This window comes from Cytobacillus sp. EB106-05-05-XG126 (assembly GCF_058791715.1).
Window position 1 is genome coordinate 19,472 of the sequence record NZ_JBYTDU010000002.1, and the last position, 23,260, is coordinate 42,731.

At 42.7% G+C, this 23,260-nt stretch carries 21 protein-coding genes and 1 other annotated feature; of the genes, 16 read left to right on the forward strand and 5 right to left on the reverse strand.

What is annotated here, in order from left to right; genetic code table 11:
- Positions 1-2: 2 nt before the first annotated feature.
- Positions 3-575 carry a tRNA 5-(aminomethyl)-2-thiouridylate-methyltransferase MnmM gene (gene mnmM / locus AC3WTL_RS10620; RefSeq protein ID WP_492369405.1) on the reverse strand — a complete coding sequence of 191 codons (573 nt, stop codon included), beginning with the start codon at positions 573-575 and terminating at the stop codon, positions 3-5.
- Positions 572-1,540: a tRNA modification radical SAM protein MnmL/YtqA gene (mnmL, locus tag AC3WTL_RS10625; RefSeq protein WP_197213006.1), complete on the reverse strand. Its 969-nt coding sequence runs from the start codon at positions 1,538-1,540 to the stop codon at positions 572-574. The genes mnmM and mnmL overlap by 4 nt, the downstream gene beginning before the upstream one ends.
- Positions 1,541-1,743: 203 nt before the next feature.
- Between mnmL and AC3WTL_RS10630 the strand changes: the two genes are divergently transcribed.
- The 3 genes from AC3WTL_RS10630 to AC3WTL_RS10640 all read left to right on the forward strand — a co-directional run bounded on the left by AC3WTL_RS10630 (position 1,744) and on the right by AC3WTL_RS10640 (position 3,601).
- Positions 1,744-2,007, forward strand: a complete 264-nt coding sequence (locus tag AC3WTL_RS10630; RefSeq protein ID WP_048007820.1) for a YtzC family protein — start codon at positions 1,744-1,746, stop codon at positions 2,005-2,007.
- A 14-nt stretch (positions 2,008-2,021) separates the two neighbouring features.
- Positions 2,022-2,204 carry a glycogen biosynthesis protein GlgD gene (locus AC3WTL_RS10635; protein WP_492369406.1) on the forward strand — a complete coding sequence of 61 codons (183 nt, stop codon included), beginning with the start codon at positions 2,022-2,024 and terminating at the stop codon, positions 2,202-2,204.
- Between the two features lie 215 nt (positions 2,205-2,419).
- Positions 2,420-3,601 carry an MDR family MFS transporter gene (locus tag AC3WTL_RS10640; protein ID WP_492369407.1) on the forward strand — a complete coding sequence of 394 codons (1,182 nt, stop codon included), beginning with the start codon at positions 2,420-2,422 and terminating at the stop codon, positions 3,599-3,601.
- Positions 3,602-3,664: 63 nt separating this feature from the next.
- Here the strand turns inward: AC3WTL_RS10640 and AC3WTL_RS10645 are convergent, their stop codons facing one another.
- Positions 3,665-4,024: a hypothetical protein gene (locus tag AC3WTL_RS10645; RefSeq protein ID WP_227888101.1), complete on the reverse strand. Its 360-nt coding sequence runs from the start codon at positions 4,022-4,024 to the stop codon at positions 3,665-3,667.
- Positions 4,025-4,161: 137 nt separating this feature from the next.
- Here AC3WTL_RS10645 and AC3WTL_RS10650 point away from each other — a divergent pair, with 137 nt between their 5' ends.
- From AC3WTL_RS10650 to AC3WTL_RS10680, 7 genes are all read left to right on the forward strand, one after another.
- A complete protein-coding gene (locus tag AC3WTL_RS10650) occupies positions 4,162-5,523 on the forward strand; it encodes a sigma-54 interaction domain-containing protein (protein WP_048007817.1) in 1,362 nt (453 codons plus the stop codon).
- A gap of 330 nt (positions 5,524-5,853) precedes the next feature.
- Positions 5,854-7,173 (forward strand): GntP family permease, encoded by a 1,320-nt coding sequence (locus AC3WTL_RS10655; RefSeq protein ID WP_048007816.1) that lies wholly within the window; start codon positions 5,854-5,856, stop codon positions 7,171-7,173.
- A 57-nt stretch (positions 7,174-7,230) separates the two neighbouring features.
- Complete coding sequence (locus AC3WTL_RS10660) at positions 7,231-8,007, forward strand: 3-hydroxybutyrate dehydrogenase (protein WP_048007815.1); 777 nt, start codon at positions 7,231-7,233, stop codon at positions 8,005-8,007.
- 587 nt (positions 8,008-8,594) lie between these two features.
- Positions 8,595-9,113, forward strand: coding sequence for a CBO0543 family protein (locus AC3WTL_RS10665; RefSeq protein WP_048007809.1), 519 nt, complete (start codon positions 8,595-8,597; stop codon positions 9,111-9,113).
- A gap of 154 nt (positions 9,114-9,267) precedes the next feature.
- Positions 9,268-9,491: a binding site (T-box leader), on the forward strand.
- A 50-nt stretch (positions 9,492-9,541) separates the two neighbouring features.
- Positions 9,542-11,959, forward strand: coding sequence for a leucine--tRNA ligase (gene leuS, locus AC3WTL_RS10670; protein ID WP_252219601.1), 2,418 nt, complete (start codon positions 9,542-9,544; stop codon positions 11,957-11,959).
- A 168-nt stretch (positions 11,960-12,127) separates the two neighbouring features.
- Entirely contained in the window at positions 12,128-12,433 is a 306-nt protein-coding gene (locus AC3WTL_RS10675) for a rhodanese-like domain-containing protein (RefSeq protein ID WP_248348683.1), read from the forward strand.
- Between the two features lie 101 nt (positions 12,434-12,534).
- Positions 12,535-12,717: a sporulation protein Cse60 gene (locus tag AC3WTL_RS10680; protein ID WP_076261883.1), complete on the forward strand. Its 183-nt coding sequence runs from the start codon at positions 12,535-12,537 to the stop codon at positions 12,715-12,717.
- Positions 12,718-12,746: 29 nt separating this feature from the next.
- Here AC3WTL_RS10680 and AC3WTL_RS10685 read toward each other — a convergent pair whose 3' ends face one another.
- Positions 12,747-14,015, reverse strand: coding sequence for a BaiN/RdsA family NAD(P)/FAD-dependent oxidoreductase (locus AC3WTL_RS10685; protein ID WP_252219599.1), 1,269 nt, complete (start codon positions 14,013-14,015; stop codon positions 12,747-12,749).
- 231 nt (positions 14,016-14,246) lie between these two features.
- Here AC3WTL_RS10685 and AC3WTL_RS10690 point away from each other — a divergent pair, with 231 nt between their 5' ends.
- Both AC3WTL_RS10690 and AC3WTL_RS10695 read left to right on the forward strand, forming a co-directional pair.
- Positions 14,247-15,863, forward strand: a complete 1,617-nt coding sequence (locus tag AC3WTL_RS10690) for a putative polysaccharide biosynthesis protein (RefSeq protein WP_197213034.1) — start codon at positions 14,247-14,249, stop codon at positions 15,861-15,863.
- A 346-nt stretch (positions 15,864-16,209) separates the two neighbouring features.
- A complete protein-coding gene (locus AC3WTL_RS10695) occupies positions 16,210-16,929 on the forward strand; it encodes a pseudouridine synthase (RefSeq protein ID WP_076261890.1) in 720 nt (239 codons plus the stop codon).
- 64 nt (positions 16,930-16,993) lie between these two features.
- Here the strand turns inward: AC3WTL_RS10695 and AC3WTL_RS10700 are convergent, their stop codons facing one another.
- Positions 16,994-17,215 carry a DeoR family transcriptional regulator gene (locus AC3WTL_RS10700; protein ID WP_026041817.1) on the reverse strand — a complete coding sequence of 74 codons (222 nt, stop codon included), beginning with the start codon at positions 17,213-17,215 and terminating at the stop codon, positions 16,994-16,996.
- Positions 17,216-18,443: 1,228 nt separating this feature from the next.
- Between AC3WTL_RS10700 and AC3WTL_RS10705 the strand changes: the two genes are divergently transcribed.
- The 4 genes from AC3WTL_RS10705 to pepV all read left to right on the forward strand — a co-directional run bounded on the left by AC3WTL_RS10705 (position 18,444) and on the right by pepV (position 23,223).
- Complete coding sequence (locus AC3WTL_RS10705; protein WP_492369408.1) at positions 18,444-19,718, forward strand: M48 family metallopeptidase; 1,275 nt, start codon at positions 18,444-18,446, stop codon at positions 19,716-19,718.
- A gap of 104 nt (positions 19,719-19,822) precedes the next feature.
- Entirely contained in the window at positions 19,823-20,539 is a 717-nt protein-coding gene (locus AC3WTL_RS10710; protein ID WP_492369409.1) for an ABC transporter ATP-binding protein, read from the forward strand.
- Entirely contained in the window at positions 20,529-21,707 is a 1,179-nt protein-coding gene (locus AC3WTL_RS10715; protein ID WP_492369410.1) for an ABC transporter permease, read from the forward strand. The genes AC3WTL_RS10710 and AC3WTL_RS10715 overlap by 11 nt, the downstream gene beginning before the upstream one ends.
- Before the next feature lie 97 nt (positions 21,708-21,804).
- Positions 21,805-23,223 (forward strand): dipeptidase PepV, encoded by a 1,419-nt coding sequence (gene pepV / locus AC3WTL_RS10720; RefSeq protein WP_163142304.1) that lies wholly within the window; start codon positions 21,805-21,807, stop codon positions 23,221-23,223.
- Positions 23,224-23,260 lie beyond the last annotated feature (37 nt).

The following is a 23,260-nucleotide window of genomic DNA, read 5'->3' on the forward strand; positions in this document are numbered from 1 at the left end:
TATTAACGTTTTTCAATTGCAACGATAAACGGCGGGTTATTTTTTTGATTAATAAACTGATACTGCAAAACATGGACGAGGCTTTGATCCAGCTGCTTGACATATCGGAGCAGATAATCGCGCTCTACAGCACCTTCTATATGGCCGTGATAAATCACCAAAAGAATAATCCCTTCCGGAGCCATCAATTCTAAAAGCTGATCGATGGCAGAAATGGTTGTCTGCGGACGGGTGACAATATCTTTATCGCCCCCGGGCAAGTAGCCTAAATTAAATATGGCTGCTGTTATTTTTCCATGGTGGACAGGCGGTACATTCTCAAGAATGTGTTCATGACCTGTTTGGAAAAGGGTAGCCCTGTCTGACAGTTGGTGATCAGCCAGGCGTGTTTTTGTACTCATGACAGCCTCTTCCTGAATATCGAATCCATAAACTCTGCCGTTAGGTCCCACCAGATCAGCCAGAAATACTGTATCATGGCCGTTGCCCAGAGTGGCATCAATAACGATATCTCCAGGTGATATTGCTTTCTCAAGCAGCTGTCTTGCATATGGTAAGATTCTTTCAAGCTTCATGACAATGCCTCCACTTGACTTGGATTGTAAAATTTACCTTGCCAGCTGTTTCTTCGCTTTAATTCTGCATCAATGCCATTAAGGACTTCCCACTTATTAACACTCCACATTGGCCCGATCATCAAGTCGATGGGCCCATCACCGGTGATGCGGTGTACAATCATTTCCGGCGGTAAAATTTCCAGCTGATCACATACTAAATTTATATATTCATCAAGAGAAAGAAACTCAAGCATGCCTTTTTCAAATTGTTTAACCATCGGGGTTCCCTTTAATAAATGAAGGAGATGGATTTTAATTCCCTGTACATCCAGCTTCGCAACCTCCCGGGCGGTTTCCATCATCATTTCAGGTGTTTCAAGCGGAAGCCCATTAATAATGTGGGAACAGATGCGGATTCCATGTTTGCGGAGCTTGCTTACTCCCTCCACATAGCACTGATAATCATGTGCGCGGTTAATTAACAGGGCAGTTCTTTCATGTACAGTCTGCAGCCCGAGCTCTACCCAGAGGTAAGTCCGCTTGTTAAGCTCTGCCAGATAGTCAACTACATCATCAGGCAGGCAGTCAGGGCGGGTTGCAATAGACAGCCCGACAACCCCTTCCTGCTCAAGCACCCGCTCATACATATCACGAAGCACTTCAACAGGGGCATGTGTATTTGTAAAAGCCTGAAAATAGGCCATATATTTTCCGTCTTTCCATTTATGATGCATTTTTGTTTTGATTGCATTAAACTGTGTGTCCAAATCATCAGTGCGGTTCCCGGCAAAGTCTCCAGAACCGGCGGCGCTGCAGAACGTACACCCTCCGTGTGCGACCGTGCCATCACGATTTGGGCAATCAAAGCCGCCATCAAGTGCCACTTTAAAAACCTTATGGCCAAATTCACTGCGCAAATGATAATTCCATGTATGGTACCGTTTATTATCGGATGCATATGGAAAAGGATTTACTTTATCCACAATTATCCCTCCTTAATCAAAGAGTAATCTATATGGTGAAAATCATTATGAGTGCTTTCATAAAATTAATCTTATCATGACGTAAAACCTTATAAAAGGGGAATTGGCAGGAAATACAGTGGTAAGGATTACGGAAAAATGAACAAACTAATTCATGAAGCATGCAAGCTTCTATACCCATTCTTCAAGGAGGGGAACATACCATGGCAACCCGTGAATCAATGGATACACTTCTTCAGCAGTGTGAGGATGCAATCCGTTTTGCGCAGGAGCAGTTTGAATCGGGAAGAACACAGGAGCATTACAATGATTTTGAATACTCCAATGCGCTTCAGTCTTTGGAAGCTGCTTATAATGATATAACCCAGATGGCCCATAGCGCCAACTCCCAGCAGCGGGAACAGCTTCATCGTATGAGGCTCCAGCTGCAGCAGCTCCAAAATCAGATGATAATTCTTCCTCATTAAGGAGTGGTTCACAGATGGTAAAAAAGCGATCAAAACAAAACAATCCGGAACAAAAGACCCGCAATGGCGCCAATAACCAGGATGTTGAATTTGGCCGGAACTTCGACGCGGTAAAGCAGTCGAAAAAGAACTATGAAAAATCAGGCGGACAGCCTGTTAAATCGAAATTTCATCCAGAACCGGAACAATCGTCATAAATAATTATGGCAAAGCCCCGATCCACCGAGGATCGGGGCTTTACTTTTCTGAATCTTTAAGTGAAAAAGAAGAAGTATTCTGTCTATTAAAATCGATTAAAAACCTATTGCAAGGACAGGAAAAACCAACTAAAATTATTTTGGATTTCGAAATAGTGTCCGGGAGATAATGCACCGGCTAAACATAAAAAATACGAAAAAAGGGGCGTTATCTTATGCCACGGACCTTATGGCTTTTAATTATTGGGATGGCAGTGAATGTAACCGGATCTTCTTTTTTGTGGCCTCTTAATACAATCTACATTCATGATCACTTAGGCAAATCCTTATCGGTAGCCGGCCTGGTACTAATGGTGAATGCAGCTGCCAGTGTCGCAGGAAATTTAATAGGGGGGAGCCTTTATGATAAAGTTGGCGGCTATCGTTCGATTCTTCTTGGAATTGTCATCACAGTAATGGCGCTCCTCGGTTTGACCTTTTGGCATGGCTGGCCTGCATATGTGGTATTCCTTACCTTTGTCGGATTTGGATCCGGGATTGTTTTTCCTTCTATGTTTGCGATGGCCGGATCAGTCTGGAAAGAAGGAGGACGCAAAGCCTTCAATGCCATCTATGTAGCCCAGAACGCAGGTGTGGCCATTGGTGCTGCTCTTGGCGGTCTTGTGGCCTCGTACTCTTTTCAGTTAATTTTTCTGGCCAATACTGTTATGTATATCATTTTTTTATTGATCGCTGTTTTTGGCTACAGGGGAATAAGTACAGTTTCCGGTCAGCAGACCTCCATCCTTCAGGAAAATGGCATGGTTAAAAATCATACCAAGCTTTATGCGCTGCTCATATTATGTGCGGGCTATTTATTGTGCTGGGTAGGATATGTTCAATGGCAATCAACTATTGCCGCTTATACACAGGAGCTGAACATTTCGTTAAAGCAATACAGTTTGCTGTGGACTATTAATGGAGCCCTGATTGTCTTGGGGCAGCCGGTTATCAGTGCAATGGTAAAATGGTTTAAAACATTAAAGATTCAGATGGTCGCCGGAATGGTTATATTTATTGGCTCGTTTGCTGTTGCGGCGATCGCAGAACAGTTCTCCGCATTTGTCATCAGCATGGTTATTCTGACAGTAGGCGAAATGCTGATATGGCCAGCTGTTCCGACCATTGCCAACCAGCTTGCTCCTAAAGGGAGGGAAGGGTTTTACCAGGGAATCGTAAACAGCACAGCTACAGGCGGAAGGATGATCGGCCCTTTACTGGGGGGGATTCTGGTTGATCTTTATGGAATCTCCATGCTGTTTGCTGTATTAATGGTTCTATTTGTCTTTGCCATTCTGACGACTCTTGTATATGACCGGAAATTAAAGGAGTCTAAAGAATTGGCGCATGTTTCATAAGTATAAACGAAAGAATGAAACCTGCAGTTTGGAGCTGCAGGTTTTTTGTGACTTGTAATTGATTTAACCTGCGCCTTCAAGAGAGTTCTCTTTTTGGTTAGCGCAAAATACAACCTCATTGAAGAAGCTTTTCAGAATCAGCCATCTCGCCGGATAAGAATGGATAAAGTCTTCAAGGACCTCTTCAGAATAAAGAAGCAGGATATCCAGCTCTGCTTTCTTTTTCTTCAAATCATACAATAGGGCATGTGGAATGGTGTAGTAGTCGTTCAGCTGCCATTGATTTAGCTTCACTGTATAAATATTATGGTTCAAAATATAGGATTCCAGTGCCTGTTTTTGCAGCTGAATACATTCTTCTTTGGGCTTGTTTAAGTATTGCCAGTGGGGATTGATCAAATATATGCCTTTCAGCTGAAACACCTCCCATGTCTGCACGGATTACTAATGGTATGGACAGTAAACGCAAATGGAATACCTATTGAAATGAATTTGTTGTCAGAAAAATATGATAAAATGGTGTTTATAATAGTAGAATGTCCAAAATGAGGGGATCAAAAATGAAAAGTGCATTATTTGATTTGCCTGTTCAAATGGTTGAAACCATTGTAGAAAACGCCTTTGGATGGCTTGTCGTTGTAAATAAAGAAGGAACGATCATTTACATCAATAAAAATTATTGCGATTTCCTTGAGGTGGAGAGGGAACAGGTTCTGGGGAAGCATGTATCGGGGGTTATTGAAAATTCACGAATGCATATAGTGGCAGAATCAGGAAAGGAAGAAATTGCGGACTTGCAATTTATAAGAGGCAACTATATGATAGCAAACCGCATTCCCATTTTTTCTGATGGCGAGGTAATTGGCGCATTCGGGACGGTTTTCTTTAGGGATACAAAGGAATGGATGCAAATGAACAGCCATGTAAAGAGCATGCTCACAAAAATCCAGAGCTATATCCAGGGAATTGATCCAAGTGTAAAATACAGCCTCGATGATATATTAGGAAGCTCAAGCCAGATTCACAGCCTGAAAGAAAAGGTGAAAATGGTGGCAGCCAGTGATATTTCCGTTTTAATCCGCGGGGAAAGCGGGACCGGCAAAGAACTGTTTGCCCACAGCATTCATCAGCTCAGCAACAGGAGCCATCAGCCATTTGTAAAAATTAACTGCGGGGCCATTCCTGAACATCTGCTGGAGTCTGAACTGTTTGGCTATGAAGAGGGAGCTTTTACAGGGGCGAAAAAGGGCGGTAAAAAAGGAAAATTTCAGCTCGCAGATGGAGGGACCTTGTTTTTGGATGAAATCGGGGATATGCCGCTTAATATGCAAGTGAAGCTATTGCGTGCCCTGCAGGAAGGCGAGATTGAAAGTGTTGGGTCAACTTCTCCGGTTAAAGTGGATGTCCGGATTATTGCTGCAACTAACAGACCGCTCGAAAAAATGATGGAGGAAAAGCGTTTTAGGGAGGATTTATTTTATCGAATTAATGTAGTGCCGTTCATGGTTCCTTCTTTGCGCGACAGGATGGAGGACTTACCCCTTCTAATCGACAGCTTTATCAAGAAAATAACGAAAAAATCGGGAAAGAGAATAAGTGCAATTGAAGAGGAAGTCATAGAAAAGTTTCATCAATACAGCTGGCCCGGAAATATCAGGGAGCTTGAAAATGTAATCGAGGCATCCATTCACCTGACAAGCAATGAAACTATCACCACAGAATCATTGCCGGATTATATGAAAGAAACTGCTGTATATCCGGTTGGAAAAAAGAATTTGAAGGATATTCTTGAGGAAACAGAGAAGCGGATTCTGTCACAAAGCTTGAGCAAATATAATAATGACCGAATAGCAGCAGCAAATGCTCTTGGCATCAGTAAATCGTCCATGTACGAAAAGTTAAAGAAATATGGAATTGTATAGGTTTAAAAAGTCCAGAAATCCGGAATATATTCCAGAATTCTGGACTTATTTGATTCTAGGAATCTTTAATACTGATAACCCTTAGTTAGACGGAATTGTCAGAAAACTATTCTATTAAATTGGAGGACTTGCTCCCTGCCCGTTCCAGATTTCCGGAAAAATAATTCATTAAATGTTCACCATTCCCTTTACCAGAAGTATTTTTTTGTTGGCACACTTCTTGCAATAACATTTCACAAGAAGTTATTTTTTTATCTTTTTTTGAAAACGTTTGCAAAAGGAGGGGTGACTAGTTTATTTTCTTATATTTAAAACAAAGGGGGAAATGAAATGCTAAGTATGATTGGGTTAATAGGCGGGCTTGCCCTGCTGATATACCTGACGATGCGGGGAATGAACCTGCTGGTGGTCGGTCCATTATCTGCGCTGTTTGTAGCTCTTTTTAGCGGTATGCCTTTATTTCCGCAGCTGGCAGGAGAAGGAGAGGCCAACTTGGTCGGGAACTATATGTCCGGCTTTTCGGGATTTGTCACATCATGGTATCTGATGTTCCTATTAGGTGCTATTTTTGGAAAGGTAATGGAGGATAGCGGTGCGGCTGACAGTGTATCCAAAATGGTCGTGGATAAGCTTGGAATGAAATATGCCGTTCTTGCCATAGTCGCGTCCTGTGCCATTTTAACTTATGGCGGAGTCAGTTTATTCGTTGTCGCCTTCTCTGTATATCCAATGGCGTTGAGTTTATTTAAGCAGGCAAATCTGCCGAGAAGATTTATCCCTGCAGCACTGGCTTTTGGATCTGTAACATTTACGATGACTTCTGCAGGTTCACCTGAAATTCAAAACTGGATTCCGATTGAATTCCTAGGAACAACTCCATATGCGGGCTGGGAAGTCAGCTTAATTGTGGCTGTGTTCATGATGATCTTCGGCTACTGGTGGCTGAAGCGCATGATTACCAAGGCTGTAAACAAAGGAGAAACGTTTGAATCCCGCAAGCAGGATCCTGTAACAGAAAATAAGGATTTACCGCATCCAATTATGGGTGTTGTACCATTAGTTGTGGTTTTAATTATTTCCTTCGTTTTTCATGATTCACTTGCACAATCTGCACTTATTCTTGCCTTGCTGGGTGGAGTCATTGCCACATATCTATTGAACCGAAAGTATTTCACTAATTTCTGGAATGCTGTGTCTGATGGAACATTAGGTGCATTGATTGCTATAGGCAATACGGCTGCTGTCGTTGGGTTTGGCGGAGTAGCAAAAGCAGTGCCTGCATTTGCCACAGCAGTTGATTGGATGACGAGCATTCCTGGCAGTCCGCTGATTGGTGGTGCCATAGCCGTAAGTGTGATCGCCGGGATGACTGGGTCAGCTTCAGGAGGCCAGGCAATCGCACTGCCAATTCTGGCACCGCATTATATGGACATGGGCGTTAATGCAGAAGCCCTGCACAGGACGGTTGCCATTTCTTCCGGAGCTCTCGACTCTTTGCCGCATAATGGCTATGTTGTTACCACTGTACGGGCAATCTGTGGTGAAACCCACCAGGCAGCATATGGAGCAGTGGCTGCTGTTACGGTAATTGTCCCGCTGATTGGTTTAGCCATAGCGATTGTATTATTCTCATTCGGATTAGGAATTTAATTTCGGCAGGGGCTCATCAAACAGGGCCCCGGCTTTGTTTTTGAAAGGAGCTTATTCATGGTACAAAATAAAGTCGTTTTTATCACTGGTGCAGCGCAGGGAATTGGCTATGAAATTGGCAAGAGGTTTGCCGAACAGGGCTCGAGAATTGTTCTGACGGATATTCAGGAAGCTGCCGTGAAAAAAGCTGCAGAAAACCTGCAGAATGAAGGTTTTGAAGCGCTTGGGCTAAAATGTGATGTCACATCAGAGTCAGATATACAGGCGGCCATTAATGAAACTGTCAGCCGATTCGGTGCTTTGGATGTGCTGATAAATAATGCAGGGCTGCAGCATGTTTCATTTATAGACGAATTTCCAACTGAGAAGTTTGAATTCATGATCAAAGTAATGCTGACTGCTCCATTCGTGGCTATAAAGCACGCGATGCCAATCATGAAAAAACAAAAATCTGGCCGGATACTTAACATGGCTTCCATCAATGGGCTTGTGGGGTTTGCAGGCAAGGCTGCATATAACAGTGCAAAGCATGGTGTTATAGGCTTAACTAAAGTCGCGGCGTTGGAGGCTGCTGAACATGGCATTACGGTTAATGCCATCTGTCCGGGCTATGTAGACACACCACTCGTAAGAAATCAGCTGAATGACCTTGCTAAAACAAGAAATGTTCCTATTGAAAAAGCACTGGAGGAAGTCATTTATCCGTTAGTACCGCAAAAGAGGCTTCTTACGGTGGAAGAGATTGCAGATTATGCGATTTTTTTGGCCGGTGATGCGGCAAAAGGAATTACGGGCCAGGCGGCAGTTATTGATGGAGGCTATACAGTTCAATAAAGTGAAACTTCAATCAGTGGGGTTATCCCCCGCTGATTGTTAGTTGAGGCCCACAGGACAAGGAAGGCTTCGTCAGCATGAGCATCGCACGACCAAATGCGACAGCTTTTGGGAGGAAGTGGGTCACAAAGACGTTGCCACAGGACAAGGAAAGCAACGGCAGCGATACATCGCACGACCGAAAGCGTTAGCTTTTGGGAGGATGTGGCGTTCTTAGTCTTTGTCCTTTTTTCGGGCCTTTACATTATAAAGCGAGGCGACTTGCCCAGGGGTGACAAGCATAAGTCGAGCAGATGGTGGGAAGTGCTTTTCTTCCCAACAGCTGATCGGCTTATGACCTCGAGCCCCTAGGAGCCGCAGCTAGATTGGGCAGTTTGACCCCCGCCTATCCTCCTTTGTGATTCCTCTGAGTCTTGAAGTGGGGGTCTTACTGCCCGTTAGACTGCGATAAGAATGCGCATAGCATTTCTTTAGAGAGGGCAGAGAATGGCCCTCTTTTTCTCTTGTCCAGTAATGCGAATAAAACCTCTGAAACTATGGGTATATTGTTGATACTGAATTGATGGCAGATAATTGGTGGAGATATTGTGTATTTATTATTGGTTGTACTTGTCTATATTTTTTTTGCCTGGAAATTCGTCGATTGGAAAAGATGGAAAGAATACTATCCAACTGTCCAATTTTATATCATTGCCAACTTTCTATATAATTTTTTATTTTATAATCATACCCTATGGGCCTATAGAGCAGTTACGCTGGATTGGCTGAATCACACGTTTATTGAAATCACCTTCACTTTGTTGATTATTCCAGTCGTCGTCATGATTTACCTTCGCTATTTTCCGGAAAAAAATCTAAAGAAAAAGATTTTTTATACTGGCGTGTGGATCGTTTATTTCTCAGTGCTGGAGTATTTGTTTTCTAAAAAGGGATTGTTTGTTTATGATAATGGGTGGAATTTCTGGTGGTCTGTGCTGTTTAATCTCATCATGTTCATCATGCTGCGAATGCATTATAAAAAACCGGGAATTGCTATGGCAGTTTCGCTTCCTATCATTGCGATTCTATTATGGCTCTTTCATCCGCATCTGATCGATTTGAAATAATGATTGAATGGTTTCGTAAACATTTTGCCCTAAAGAAAATGAAACATGGTGCACAATTTTAAAAGCCTTGCATATTCTAAGTATTAAATTCCTGTCAGGATAAGCCTACTTGCATCCTGGCGGGAAATTTATTACAATAGTCATATTCTTATACTAAAATGCTTAGATAAGGAGCAGTAGTGGTGCAGCGCCCGTTTTAAGAGAGTTGACGGCAGGTGCAAGTCAGCCGGGCACATCATGAACTCGCCTTTGAGCAGCAAGTGTGAAATACCAGTAATGCTTGCCGTTTTCCGCGTTAAGGATGAATGAAGCGAGTGACATGTTCACTAATGTGGGTGGTACCGCGGGAGATTTATACATAATCCTCTCGTCCCTTTTTGGGATGAGAGGTTTTTTTATTTTATTTTCATTAATAGGAGGAAACAAAAATGAGTTTCAATCACCAGGAGATTGAAAAAAAGTGGCAGGGCCACTGGGAAGAAAATAAAACATTCAAAACAACTGAAGATAAAGGCAAGCGCAAATTTTATGCGCTTGATATGTTTCCATATCCTTCAGGCGCTGGTCTTCACGTTGGCCACCCGGAAGGATATACGGCAACAGATATCCTTTCCCGCATGAAGCGCATGCAGGGCTATAATGTCCTTCATCCGATGGGCTGGGATGCATTTGGTCTGCCTGCAGAGCAATATGCACTTGATACAGGGAATGACCCAGCAGAATTCACAGAACAGAATATCAACACCTTCCGCCGCCAGATCAAGGCGTTAGGCTTCTCCTATGACTGGGATCGTGAAGTAAACACAACAGATCCTGAATACTATAAATGGACTCAATGGATCTTCTTAAAGCTTTATGAAAAAGGGCTTGCTTATATCGATGAAGTAGCTGTTAACTGGTGTCCTGCACTTGGAACAGTACTTGCAAATGAAGAGGTTATCGACGGAAAAAGCGAGCGCGGAGGCCATCCGGTAGAACGCCGCCCAATGAGACAGTGGATGCTGAAAATTACGGCTTATGCGGATCGCCTGCTTGAAGATCTTGATTTATTGGATTGGCCAGAGAGCCTTAAGGATATGCAGCGCAACTGGATCGGCCGCTCTGAAGGAGCTGAAGTGACATTCAATATTGAAGGAAATGATGGCACATTCACCGTATTCACAACACGTCCTGATACATTATATGGTGCAACATATGCTGTACTTGCTCCAGAGCACGCGCTTGTTGATAAGATCACAACAGAGGAGCAGCAAGAAGCAGTTCAGGCTTACATTGACAAAGTAAAGAGCAAGAGCGATCTTGAGCGGACAGATCTTGCTAAAGAGAAAACGGGTGTCTTCACTGGTGCGTACGCGATCAACCCGGCCAACGGCGAAAAAATGCCAATCTGGATTGCCGATTATGTTTTAGTCAGCTATGGAACAGGTGCCATCATGGCGGTTCCGGCACATGACGAGCGCGACTATGAGTTCGCCAAGCAATTTGATCTGCCTATTAAAGAAGTCGTTGCCGGCGGAGATGTTGATAAAGAAGCATACACTGGCGATGGCGAGCATGTGAACTCAGGTTTCCTTGATGGATTAAACAAAGAGGACGCTATTGAGAAAATGATTGCCTGGCTTGAAGAAAAAGGTATCGGCACCAAGAAGGTTACTTACCGTCTTCGTGACTGGTTATTCAGCCGCCAGCGCTATTGGGGCGAGCCGATTCCAGTCATCCACTGGGAAGATGGCACAATGACTGCCGTGCCAGAAGATCAGCTTCCATTAGTGCTTCCAAAAACAACGGAGATCAAGCCATCCGGTACTGGTGAGTCACCATTAGCCAACATCGATGATTGGGTTAATGTTGTGGATCCGGAAACTGGCAAAAAAGGCCGCAGGGAAACTAACACAATGCCGCAATGGGCAGGCAGCTGCTGGTACTACCTTCGCTATATTGATCCGAAAAATAGTGAAGCTCTTGCAGATCCCGAGAAATTAAAAGAATGGCTTCCGGTTGATATATATATCGGAGGAGCTGAACATGCGGTTCTTCACCTTCTATATGCCCGCTTCTGGCACAAGGTCCTTTACGATGTGGGAGTTGTCCATACGAAGGAACCGTTCCAAAAGCTATTCAACCAGGGTATGATTCTTGGGGAAAACAATGAGAAAATGAGTAAATCAAAAGGCAATGTCGTTAACCCGGATGAAATCGTAGAGAGCCATGGTGCAGATACTCTTCGTTTATACGAAATGTTCATGGGGCCGCTTGAAGCTTCCATCGCCTGGTCTACAAATGGATTGGATGGCTCAAGAAGATTCCTTGACCGCATCTGGCGATTGTTTGTGGAAGAGACTGGTGAATTAAGCCCGAGAATTCAGGACATTGAAGAAGGCAGCAGTCTTGAAAAGGTTTACCACCAAACGGTGAAAAAAGTAACTGAGGACTACGAAGGACTTCGTTTTAACACAGCTATTTCTCAAATGATGGTATTCATCAACGAAGCTTATAAAGCAGATGTACTGCCAAAAACTTTTGCAGAAGGTTTTGTTAAAATGCTTTCACCAATCGCTCCTCATATTTCAGAAGAGCTTTGGTCAAAATTTGGCCATGATGAGTCCATTGCTTATGAAGCCTGGCCAGCATTTGATGAAGCCAAAATGGTAGATGACGAGGTCGAAATCGTTATTCAAATCAACGGCAAAGTAAAAGCAAAGCTAATGGTTCCGGCCGATGCCAAAAAAGACCTGTTGGAGCAAATCGCAATGGGTGATGAAAAAGTAAAAGAGCAAATTGACGGAAAAACTGTCCGTAAGGTCATTGCAGTACCGGGCAAGCTTGTAAACATCGTTGCAAATTAAGTTATATTGAGATGAAACCACCTTTGTTTGATCAAGGGTGGTTTTTTTGTATATGTGTTAAAGAAACTTCTCATTTTTTTTTTTCGTGCCATATAGGGTATTATAGGAGTGGCAGCATTAGTAAATGCAAAGTGCTATTTAAAAAGTTTTCAGGAAAGGGTGTTAGGATTGGACCGTATTGAGGAGATTACCACTGATGAATTGCAGAAAAAGCTGGAGGCTGGAGAGAAGCTTAAGCTTGTAGATGTTAGAGAAGATGAAGAGGTGGCATCCGGAATGATTCCTGGAGCCAGACATATCCGCATGGGCACGATCCCCGAGAACCTGGATAAATTTGATAAAGACACTGAGTATATCATTATCTGCCGCTCTGGCGGCCGCAGCGGAAATGTTTGTCATTACTTGCAGGAACAAGGATATAAGGTTCGCAATATGGCTGGCGGCATGCTGAACTGGCAGGGGAAAACAGAATAAATTACAAACGGGGCCAATTAGGCTTCGTTTTTTTTTAGTTTGTTATTTTAAAAATTCCGAAAATTGTCCAAACTATTAAAAAAACTGGGAGGAACAACTCTATGATTAAGGTAAAGTTATTCGATCATGAGCATGAAAAAGACCTTGAAAAGGATATGAATCATTTTCTGGAGAAAATTGAGGAGAAAAAACTTCTGGATATCAAATATAATGTGGCAGCTGTGCATGAGGATGAAGACGAACAGATTTATTGTTTTACTGCCATGGTAATATATAGAGCCTGATGTCTCTAAAGCATCAGGCTCTATTTTTATTACACTGTATGTGCAGATGCAGCTGCGTTTAATCCGGCTAACCGGCCTGTTACAAGTGCCGAAGTGATATTGTAACCGCCTGTGTAGCCATGGATGTCCAAAATTTCTCCGCAGAAGAAAAGTCCTTCCATCATTTTTGATGCCATTGTCTGTGGTTCAATTTCTTTGACGGAAACTCCTCCGCCGGTAACAAAGGCTTTATCCAGAGGCAGAGTCCCATTTATTTTAAACTGAAAAGATTTGCAGCCTTTAACAAAGCTTCTGATTTTTTCATTGGAAATAGCAGCCCCTTGTGCAGATGGATCAATGTCATTCTGCTCAAGGAGGAAAAGAAGATACCTTTCCGGAAGCATTCCTTTTAAGAGGTTTTTAATAATTTTCTTTGGTTCTTCTTTTATCTTTTTGGAAACTTCCTGAAATAGAGGTTCTTCCTTTGTATCAGGCAAAACATCCAGGTTCATGGTTACTTCTTTTATATTCCATTTCTTCATCGCTTTCACCGCATACTGGCTGCAGCGCAGAACGGCCGGACCGCTAATGCCGAAATGAGTGAAGATCATATCCATCCGATGGGTGATGAGCGCTTTTCCTTTAGGGTTTAACACACTAAGTGCCACACTCCGCAGCGACAAGCCCTGCAGAGTTTTTTCTTTAATAAAGCTTTCAGAAGAAGTAAGCGGCACTTCAGTTGGAAAAAGCTCTGTAATTGTATGGCCTGCTTTTTCTGCCCATGCATAGCCGTCACCGGTTGAGCCGGTGTGGGGAACTGACTTTCCACCGACGGCTATCACAACAGAGTGTGCTTCATAAACAACGCCTGTTTTTAATTCTACCGATTTCACCCTGCCATTTTCATAGTGAACATCCTGGATCGGGCTGTCTGTTTTGATATCGACCTTCAGTTCCTTCAGCCTTGAAATTAAGGCATCAACAACCGATTGCGCTTTGTCGGTAACGGGAAACATTCGCCCATGATCTTCCTCTTTCAGTTCAATTCCCAAATTCTCAAAGAAGCGGATAATATCTTCATTGCTGAAGATGGAAAATGCACTATACAAAAATCTCCCATTGCCGGGGATATGCTTAATGATTTCATCTACTGGGAGCCTGTTTGTGACATTGCACCGGCCTCCACCGGAAATGGCAAGCTTCCTTCCAAGCTTGTTTCCTTTGTCAATGAGAAGGACCTTTGCCTTCTTTTCCGCAGCACCGATTGCTGCCATCAATCCCGAAGGACCTCCGCCTATCACTATTACATCATATTTCATGGTTTCACCAACTTATCTAAATTCGCTAAGTAAACAATAGATTCATTATAAATCAAATATCCTATTTCTAAAAATAATCCCTCATTATACGGTATTGCAAGTGGAATTTCCCCGGCAAGAAGAGTACACTACAAATAGTGTGTCTAAAAAGATAGAAAAATGACGAACTTAGCTTTGGCATTCATATACTTTTATAGTTTGTATGCTGCAGTTTTTTAAGGAAGGGATTATATGTCATCTAAGCTTATAAAGGGAACCTTCATCCTTACGCTTGGCACCATTATCTCGAAGGTTCTTGGTTTGTTTTATGTTATTCCTTTTTATCAAATAGTCGGGAAGGAAGGGACAGCCCTTTATTCCTTTTCGTATACACCTTATACAATCTTTATTAGTATCGCAACTGCAGGGGTTCCGCTGGCAGTTTCAAAGTTTATCTCTAAATATAATGCAATAGAGGAGTATGCTGTCGGCAGAAAGCTGTTCAAGTCAGGTTTGGTGATCATGACGGCAAGCGGAGTCATCTCCTTCCTGATCCTGTTCTTCCTTGCTCCGGCTGTTGCCGAAATGACCCTGGCAGGGAAAGATGTGGAGGTAAGTGTTGAAGATGTAACAACCGTAATCAGAGCGGTATCATTTGCCCTGATTATTATTCCCTTCATGAGTCTGATAAGAGGATTTTTCCAGGGGCATCAGTCAATGGGGCCTACAGCGGTTTCACAGGTGGTGGAGCAGATTGTCCGCATCCTGTTTGTGCTTGCAGGTGCATATGTGGTCTTAAATGTGATGGAAGGCTCGCTCACTGCAGCAATCAGTGTCGCCACTTTCGCAGCTTTTATTGGCGGACTCGGAAGTCTCGGGGTCTTATTCTGGTATTGGTATAAGCGCAAGCCGCATTTGGATAAAATGCTTGAAGAAGATAAAGGAACAGTGGACATCTCTCTCAAGGAGATATATAAAGAAATCATTCTTTATGCTGCACCTTTTGTGTTTGTAGGTCTTGCAAATCCGCTCTTTCAGTTTATTGATCAGATTACATTTACAAGAGCGATGGATGCTATTGGCGAAGCAGGCAATGCTGTAGCAGCATTTTCTGTCCTGAACTTTGAGACCCATAAGCTGGTCATCATTCCTGTCTCACTTGCCACAGCCTTCTCGCTGACGCTTGTGCCGAGTGTGACGAAAGCATTTATGGAAGAAGATCGGGCAGACCTAAACCGCCAGCTGAACCAGACGTTCCAGGTGCTTTTATTTCTGACTCTTCCTGCCGTGGCAGGTTTGTCCCTGCTTGCAGAGCCCGTTTTTACCCTATTCTATGAGCATAAAGATTTGGGTACTGAAGTGTTGAGAACTTATGCACCGGTGGCGATTCTCTTTGCTTATTTTTCGGTAACAGCAGCCATTCTGCAGGGAATCAATGAACAGCGCTTCACAATTTTGAGTTTGCTGACAGGCCTGCTTGTAAAGCTGTCATTGAATATTCCGCTCATAAAACTGTTCGAAACACAGGGAGCCGTTTTTGCAACAGCGCTTGGCTATATTGCGGCGATCTTAATTAACCTTTATGTCATAAAAACATATGCCAAATATCCATTTAAGCTTGTTTTAAGACGCGGTATGCTGATTGTATTATTTACTGCATGCATGTACATTGCTGCAGGCTTGGTTTATCAAATAACCACCAGCTTCTTATCGCCTGCATCCAGTGTCGGGGCAGTAATTATTGTCATCATCTGCGCAGCAGCAGGAGCCGGAGTTTATTTCTACCTAAGCTTCAGAACAAAACTAATCTATCTCCTGTTCGGATCAAGGGTTGATAGAATGCTGAAGAAATTAAGACTGAAAGCATAAAAAATAAAAGGTCTCCATGATGGGGGCCTTTTCTAAAGAATTCCTAGGGTTTATTTTAGTTGCTTTTTACCAAAGCACTGAGTTGATCTTCGCTGTGGGTACTTGATCCTCGAAAATGCTTGCGCATTTTCTTCCTGCGATGTTCAGTCGAGGAAGTTTATTCAATGTCCTGCGGGAGCAGCGGGACAGGTGAGACCCCGCAGGCGCCAAGCGACGAGGCGGCTCACCGCCTGCCCCGCGGAAAGCAAGTGACCCGTGCTGAAATCAACGGGCAGAATATTTAAGGTATTTTACTAATGGACTTAAAACAAAATTGGGGTAAATTTGATTAATATGGAGGGTCATTATGAGAATAGACAAAATGCTCGCCAATCTCGGCTACGGCAGCCGCAAGGATGTTAAAAAGCTATTAAAAGATGGAGCAGTAACCGTTAATGATGAGAAAGTAAAGGATCCAAAACACCATGTGGATCCTGAACAGGATGCCGTTGTCATCAACGGCGAAAAAGTTGAATACAAGGAATTCATTTATTTAATGATGAACAAACCGCCTGGCGTCATTTCCGCAACCGAGGACTCACAATCTGAGACCGTGGTGGACCTGCTCGAAATGGAAGACCTTGTGTTTTCTCCTTTTCCGGTAGGGCGTCTCGATAAGGATACAGAAGGGCTTTTGCTTCTGACGAATGATGGCCAGCTGTCCCATCGCCTGCTTTCACCCAAAAAACATGTCCCCAAAACCTATTTTGCAGTCATAGACAGTGAAGTTACAGCAGAGGATATAGCCGCATTTCAAAAAGGGGTTATATTGGATGATGGCTATGAAACTAAGCCTGGGACATTAAAAATTCTTAAGTCCGGCATCACCTCTGATATAGAATTAACAATAACAGAAGGCAAGTTCCATCAAGTGAAAAGGATGTTCGAAGCTGTAGGAAAAAGAGTCATTTACTTAAAGAGACTTTCCATGGGCCCGCTCGAGCTGGATGAGACATTGGAATTGGGAGAATATCGGGAATTGACGGAAGAAGAGCTTGATAAGCTGATGAATTATGAAGTGGGATAAGACAGAAAAATCGCCCTGAGAGCAGGGCGATTTTTTATTTATTATGCTGTTTTTGCTTTGAGTATTAAGATGACATCTTTACTTTCTTTTGAGTAATAGTCCATTTGCCTCTGCTCGGACTCTTAACCAAGTCATTGTAGGCGAGGACATTTAAATCTCTTTGAATGGTGCGAGGAGTGATGCCAAATTCCTCTACAAGCTCCTGAGTTGTTACAGTTCCGCGCTTACTTATAAACATGTAGACGGATTTTACACGGTTTAACATCCGGTTAGTCGAAGGTTTCAAAAAACCACTCCCTATCCTTTTTTCAAACCCCATGGCAATTTTCTGCAACCGACAGCTACATTGAAGGTTAACCTTCAATCGTATGTAGTTTTCTTTTCCCCAGACAACCCCTTTATACTCTGGTTTTTAGTCAAGATGTCATACCTCTGACTATATTGTAACGCTATTATCTGATTATTTCTACTTCAAGGCTATAATTTTACAAAATATTTATAATGGTGCTTCTTTTTTAGTCTTTGCGTTCCCCCCTTTTTTAATGTATGTTTAATTCCCTAAATTTCTGTAATTAAACTTCGATGCGAAAAGACATTATTACTATACCTTATGGCAGAAGGGGCTTGTAATATGTACAGAAAATTCTAAAATATGCTCTACAATTTCCCTATATCCTAAAATTTGTTTTTTGATTATAATCAATTGGTATATTTATCGCAGTCTAACGGGCAGTAAGACCCCCACTTCAAACTCAGCGGAATTAATGGAGGATAAGTGGGGTTAAACTGCCCGTAAAGGCCCGATTGGTTCAACTAACAATCAGTGGGGGATAAAGCCCCTCCCACTGATTGAAGTTTCACTTTATCGCAGTCTAACGGGCAATAAGACCCCCACTTCAAAATCAGCGGAATTAATGGAGGATAAGTGGGGTCAAACTGCCCGTAAAGGCCCGATTGGTTCAACTAACAATCAGTGGGGGATAAAGCCCCCCACTGATTGAAGTTTCACTTTATCGCAGTCTAACGGGCAGTAAGACCCCCACTTCAAACTCAGCGGAATCAAAGGAGGGTAAGTGGTGGTCAAACTGCCCAATCCAGCTGCGGCTCCTAGGGGCTCGCTTGTCACCCCTGGGCAAGTCGCCTCGCTTTATAATGTAAAGGCCCGAAGAAGGACAAAGACTAAGAACGCCACATCCTCCCAAAAGCTAACGCTTTCGGTCGTGCGAAGTATCGCTGCCGTTGCTCTTGTCCTGTGGCAACGTCTTTGTGACCCACTTCCTATGGGCCCCAACTAACAATCAGTGGGGATAAGGAACCCCCCGCTGATTGAAGTTTCACTTTATCGCAGTCTAACGGGCAGTAAGACCCCCACTTCAGACTCAGCGGAATCAATGGAGGATAAGTGGGGGTCAAACTGCCCGTAAAGGCCCGATTGGTTCAACTAACAATCAGTGGGGGATAAAGCCCCCCACTGATTGAAGTTTCACTTTATAAGATTGAAAGGAAGAAAAGTTATGGAAGCTCACACTCTGAGAGATCGCCTGGTATACCCGAAGGAAAGCATTTATTTTGCATTTGTTGCCTTATTTAGTATTGTGTCTTATATTTTTCTCGCATTTTCTATTATTGGGATTGTTATTATTTCAACTTTGATCCTTGTATCTCTCTTGTTCCATGGGATTATGATGGGCGGCATCAGAAGAAACGGGGTAAGAATAAGTGAGAAACAGTTTCCGGAGATTTATGAAAAAGCAGTAATGACTGCGAAGGAAATGGGTTTACAGGATTTGCCGGATATTTACGTAATTGAGTCTGAAGGGGTTCTAAATGCCTTTGCCACCAGATTTTTCAGAAGAAATATGGTTGTCTTATATTCTGGTATTTTTGAGCTGGTTGAGCGGGGAGCTGAAAAGGAAGTGCTGTTCGTCCTGGCCCATGAGTTCGCTCATTTAAAAAGAAAACATGTTATCATAAGTCTCCTGCTCCTTCCTGCTATGTGGGTTCCATTCCTGGGGAATGCGTACCTGAGAGCATGCGAGTATACATGTGATCGTTATGCTGCCTTTTATATAAAATCTTTTGAAGCATCAAGGGATGCTTTAACCATGCTTGCCATTGGAAAAGACCTTTATCCTAAGGTCAATAAACAGGCATATATGGAGCAGCTTCAAACAGAAACCGGATTTTTTGTCTGGCTGAATGAAAAACTATCCACGCATCCGCACTTGCCAAAAAGAATATATGCCCTATCGAAAATTTTTGCCAATGAAACTACAGTTGAATTAAAAGAACCGAAGGGCAGAGTTTGGATTGGAGCAGCAGTGTCAGTCCTGTCTTTGACGATTTTATCCGGAGGACTCTGGTTTGGTTTTAAAACACTTGAAAAAATGGATTTATGGACTGAAACGGTTATGGGGATTGAAGGTGCCACTGCACTAATGAACGCAGCGAGCGAAAATGATACTGACATGGTTCACACATTATTGACTGATGGCGCGGATATGGAGGAAACGGATGCAGACGGCACTACTGCATTACATTGGGCTGTTTCTTATGGCCAGTATGACAGCGCTGTTCTTCTGCTCGAAAGTGGGGCTAACCCTAATGTGATCGATAACTATCAAACCTCTCCTTTAATGAGTGCGGTGTTCAATGAGGATATTGAAATGGCTGCGCTGCTTCTGGAGTATGGTGCTGATCCCGCTGTGAAAGATGCCGAGGGCTATACAGCCTATGATTACGCAAAGGACTTTGAAAATATAGAATTAATGGAAATCCTCCAGCCATAAAAAAACTGCCTCTTTGAAGGGCAGTTTTTTTATGGCTTAAAATATATTAAATTAGTGCAAACTTTTTCCAGTGATATTCGTATGTATAGTCAGGAGGAGAGAAAATGAAGCTATTAAACGTTGAAATTGCATCAGCAGGCTATGAAAATGAAAAACCGATCATACATAATATTCAATTTGATTTACAGGATGGGGAATTAATCGGCCTTATTGGACCAAACGGTGCTGGAAAAAGTACAACGATAAAAACGATTCTGGGATTAATGGAGCATAAAAAGGGAGCAGTGGAATTTAAGCAGGGAGTGAAATATTCCTATATCCCGGAACGGCCTATTTTTTACGATGAGCTGACACTGTGGGAACACCTGGATTTTACAGCGGCAGTGGAAGGATTGCAGGAATTACATTATAAGAAGAACGCAGAGGAGCTCTTAAAAGAGTATAACCTGTCTGAACATGCTCACAAGTTTCCCGGGACTTATTCAAAAGGAATGCAGCAAAAGGCTATGCTGATTCTTGCGATGATTGCCAATCCGGATGTCTATATCATTGATGAACCGTTTATTGGGCTGGATCCTAATGCAATGAAACTGTTTCTGGAATCAATTGATCGGGAAAGGCAAAGAGGCGCAGGCATTCTCATGTCCACGCATGTTCTGGATACGGCAGAGAAAGTATGCAGCCGCTTCTTAATTGTGCATGAGGGGCAGTTGAAGGCTTCAGGCACATTATCTGATATCAGGCGGCAATGCGGTCTTCCTGCTGGGTCACTTTATGAATGTTTTCATCAGATCGCAGAGGGGAACCGCAATGAAAAGTAACTCTCTCTTTCTCAGAAGGCTAATAAACAGCTGGAGTTATCAGTTTGGTATTTTCCGTTCCATTGCAGATTGGACCATCATGGTCTATCTCATTGTTCCGGGAACTGTCATCTTTGGAATGATCTATCGCTCCTGGTGGCTGGAAACTCCGGAGTGGATGGCTGGCCTGCCATTGTTTCTCCTATTCTTTCTGTTCTATATTTTTTCATGGATGGGAAATTTCCGTCCATTTGTATTAGAGGCAGATAAGGTATTTCTGGTAAAAAATAAGACCCTCTTTATGGGAATGAGAAAATGGGGATTTGTTTACTCACTATTTTTTCAAGCAATGGGTACAGCAGCAATGATTGCTGTTTTTCTTCCCTTTTTAAAGAATAGATATCTTTTGGAATGGAGCCAAATTGCTGTCTTCCTGCTCTTTTTCATCTCACTGAAATGGTCTATTATGATAGTTTCTTATTTTTTGAAAAGGATTGAAGGGAAATTAAAAAGATATGTGATCACCTTTGTGCTGTTTGTACTCTTAAGCTGGTTCTGCCAGCTTGTATATTCACTCTGGTCTATCGGTGCAGAATTTCCGGTTATAATTGCATCAGCATTGCTGCTTTTAGGTGCACTAATAAGAGCTTCCCGGCTGCTGAAAAAAATCTCAGCCTTAGAATTTGAGGTTATGCTTGAACAAGAAGAAAAAACAAAGTATATAAAATGGATATTTATGATGGCTCCTGATCTGGAAAAGCCAGTTGTTTCAATGCGGACAAAACCGCTATTATTCAGAAACTCCAGAAGAATCTTTAATAAGAGAACACCTATAACGGGACTGGCGGAATTATTTTTAAAGATTTTTATTCGAAACCCCTCGTATATTTTCAGTTATTTTCAAATTATTTCCGTGAGCGCTGCCGGCATTCTTCTTATACCGCCTCTATGGATAAAGGTGATTGTATCAGGTGTCTTTCTTTTCCTGATGTATTCCTGGCTCTCCCTTACTTGGGATAAAGCCATTATGACTCACCCCTTTACTAAAAAATACAGTGAAAAGGATTTTTACTTTACTGCGAGAAATAGGACTGTCTTAGCCCTTTTCCTCATCGCCATTTTACTCTTAGGGCTGTTTTTAAGCGCCTCAACGCTCATCTTGGCGAGGTTCAGCTTTCCTGATGCATAATAAATGTATGTTTCATTAAACTATCCCATAAGCAAAAGGCGGACAAAATGGGTTATAATGGGGAAATCATAAATGTTCAAGTTAAGGAGGCAACTGTATGAACGTATTGGATTGGCAAAAAGAGGTTAATAAGAGAAAAGATGAATTAATAAAGGATACTCAAAACCTTTTGAGAATCAGAAGTCTGCTGGACGAAGAGAATGCAACAGATGATGCTCCCCTTGGTGAAGGTGTAAAAGAAGCGCTCGATTTCATGCTTGCACTTGGTGAAAAGGATGGATTCACTGCAAAAAATGTCGGCAGCCTGGCTGGTCATCTGGAATTCGGCGAAGGCGAAGAAATTGTTGGAGTACTTTGTCACGTTGACGTGGTTCCGGAAGGAGATGGATGGACAAGCGACCCGTTTGGTGCAGAGATTCGCGATGGAAAGATCTTTGCCAGAGGGGCGATTGACGACAAAGGCCCAACGATGGCTGCTTATTACGCCATGAAAATTGTGAAGGAATTAGAGCTGCCTTTAAGCAAACGGGTCCGAATGATTATCGGAACAGATGAAGAAAGCGATTGGCGCTGTGTGGAGCATTATTTCAAACACGAAGAAATGCCTTCAATTGGATTTGCTCCGGATGCAGATTTCCCAATTATTTATGCTGAAAAAGGCATCTCTGATTTTGATCTTGTCCAAACTGGATACAACGAAGAAGCAGACAGAGAAGTATTGGCAGAGGTTGTCTATTTCCAGGCAGGAAGAAGATATAACATGGTTCCTGATTTTGCAAAAGCCAGTCTTGTGGTTCACCTTGAACATACTGAAGTGGTGCAAAGGTATATTAATTTCCTGAAAAAGACAGAGCTTGAAGGCAAGTATTACATAGATAATGGCGAGCTGATACTCGAACTCCAGGGAATCTCAGCACATGGGATGGAGCCTGATAATGGGAAAAATGCCGGTATACTGATGGCATCATTCCTGGCTTCTCTTCAGCTGGATGAGAAGGCATGCCAATATTTTCAGTTTGTATCACAATACTTATGTGATGATTCCAGAGGAAGAAAGCTTGGCATCGCCTGCACGGATGATATTACAGGCGACTTAACCATCAATGTAGGCAAACTTTCATATACGAAGGAAAATGGCGGCCGCTTAGGCTTTAATGTACGCTATCCCGTTACAAATGATATGGGAGAAACGAAAAACAAGCTTGAGTCTCTAATCGAAAACGAACATTTCAGATTGGAGAATTTCTCAGATGCCAAGCCTCATCATGTGGAAGAAGATGATGTTTTGATTCAAACACTGAAAAAAGTATATGAACAGCAGACTGGCGAAAAGGCAGAGCTTTTATCCATTGGCGGGGGGACATATGCACGCTCATTGAAATCAGGAGTTGCATTTGGCCCGCTCTTCCCAGGCAGGGAAGATGTCGCACATCAAAAAGATGAATATATGTTTATTGAGGATTTGTTAAAGGCTGCAGCCATTTATGCACAGGCGATTTATGAACTTGCGAAATAACCTTGAAACCTGATAGGATGGCTGAAAGGTTTTAAAT

Coding starts and splice junctions, on each gene's coding strand:
- leuS (WP_252219601.1), top strand. CDS start 9,542: ATGAGTTTCAATCACCAGGAGATTGAAAAAAAGTGGCAGGGCCACTGG.
- AC3WTL_RS10680 (WP_076261883.1), top strand. CDS start 12,535: ATGATTAAGGTAAAGTTATTCGATCATGAGCATGAAAAAGACCTTGAA.
- AC3WTL_RS10715 (WP_492369410.1), top strand. CDS start 20,529: ATGAAAAGTAACTCTCTCTTTCTCAGAAGGCTAATAAACAGCTGGAGT.
- AC3WTL_RS10630 (WP_048007820.1), top strand. CDS start 1,744: ATGGCAACCCGTGAATCAATGGATACACTTCTTCAGCAGTGTGAGGAT.
- AC3WTL_RS10655 (WP_048007816.1), top strand. CDS start 5,854: ATGCTAAGTATGATTGGGTTAATAGGCGGGCTTGCCCTGCTGATATAC.
- AC3WTL_RS10640 (WP_492369407.1), top strand. CDS start 2,420: ATGCCACGGACCTTATGGCTTTTAATTATTGGGATGGCAGTGAATGTA.
- AC3WTL_RS10695 (WP_076261890.1), top strand. CDS start 16,210: ATGAGAATAGACAAAATGCTCGCCAATCTCGGCTACGGCAGCCGCAAG.
- AC3WTL_RS10635 (WP_492369406.1), top strand. CDS start 2,022: ATGGTAAAAAAGCGATCAAAACAAAACAATCCGGAACAAAAGACCCGC.
- mnmM (WP_492369405.1), bottom strand. CDS start 575: ATGAAGCTTGAAAGAATCTTACCATATGCAAGACAGCTGCTTGAGAAA.
- AC3WTL_RS10650 (WP_048007817.1), top strand. CDS start 4,162: ATGAAAAGTGCATTATTTGATTTGCCTGTTCAAATGGTTGAAACCATT.
- AC3WTL_RS10710 (WP_492369409.1), top strand. CDS start 19,823: ATGAAGCTATTAAACGTTGAAATTGCATCAGCAGGCTATGAAAATGAA.
- AC3WTL_RS10660 (WP_048007815.1), top strand. CDS start 7,231: ATGGTACAAAATAAAGTCGTTTTTATCACTGGTGCAGCGCAGGGAATT.
- AC3WTL_RS10705 (WP_492369408.1), top strand. CDS start 18,444: ATGGAAGCTCACACTCTGAGAGATCGCCTGGTATACCCGAAGGAAAGC.
- AC3WTL_RS10685 (WP_252219599.1), bottom strand. CDS start 14,015: ATGAAATATGATGTAATAGTGATAGGCGGAGGTCCTTCGGGATTGATG.
- AC3WTL_RS10690 (WP_197213034.1), top strand. CDS start 14,247: ATGTCATCTAAGCTTATAAAGGGAACCTTCATCCTTACGCTTGGCACC.
- pepV (WP_163142304.1), top strand. CDS start 21,805: ATGAACGTATTGGATTGGCAAAAAGAGGTTAATAAGAGAAAAGATGAA.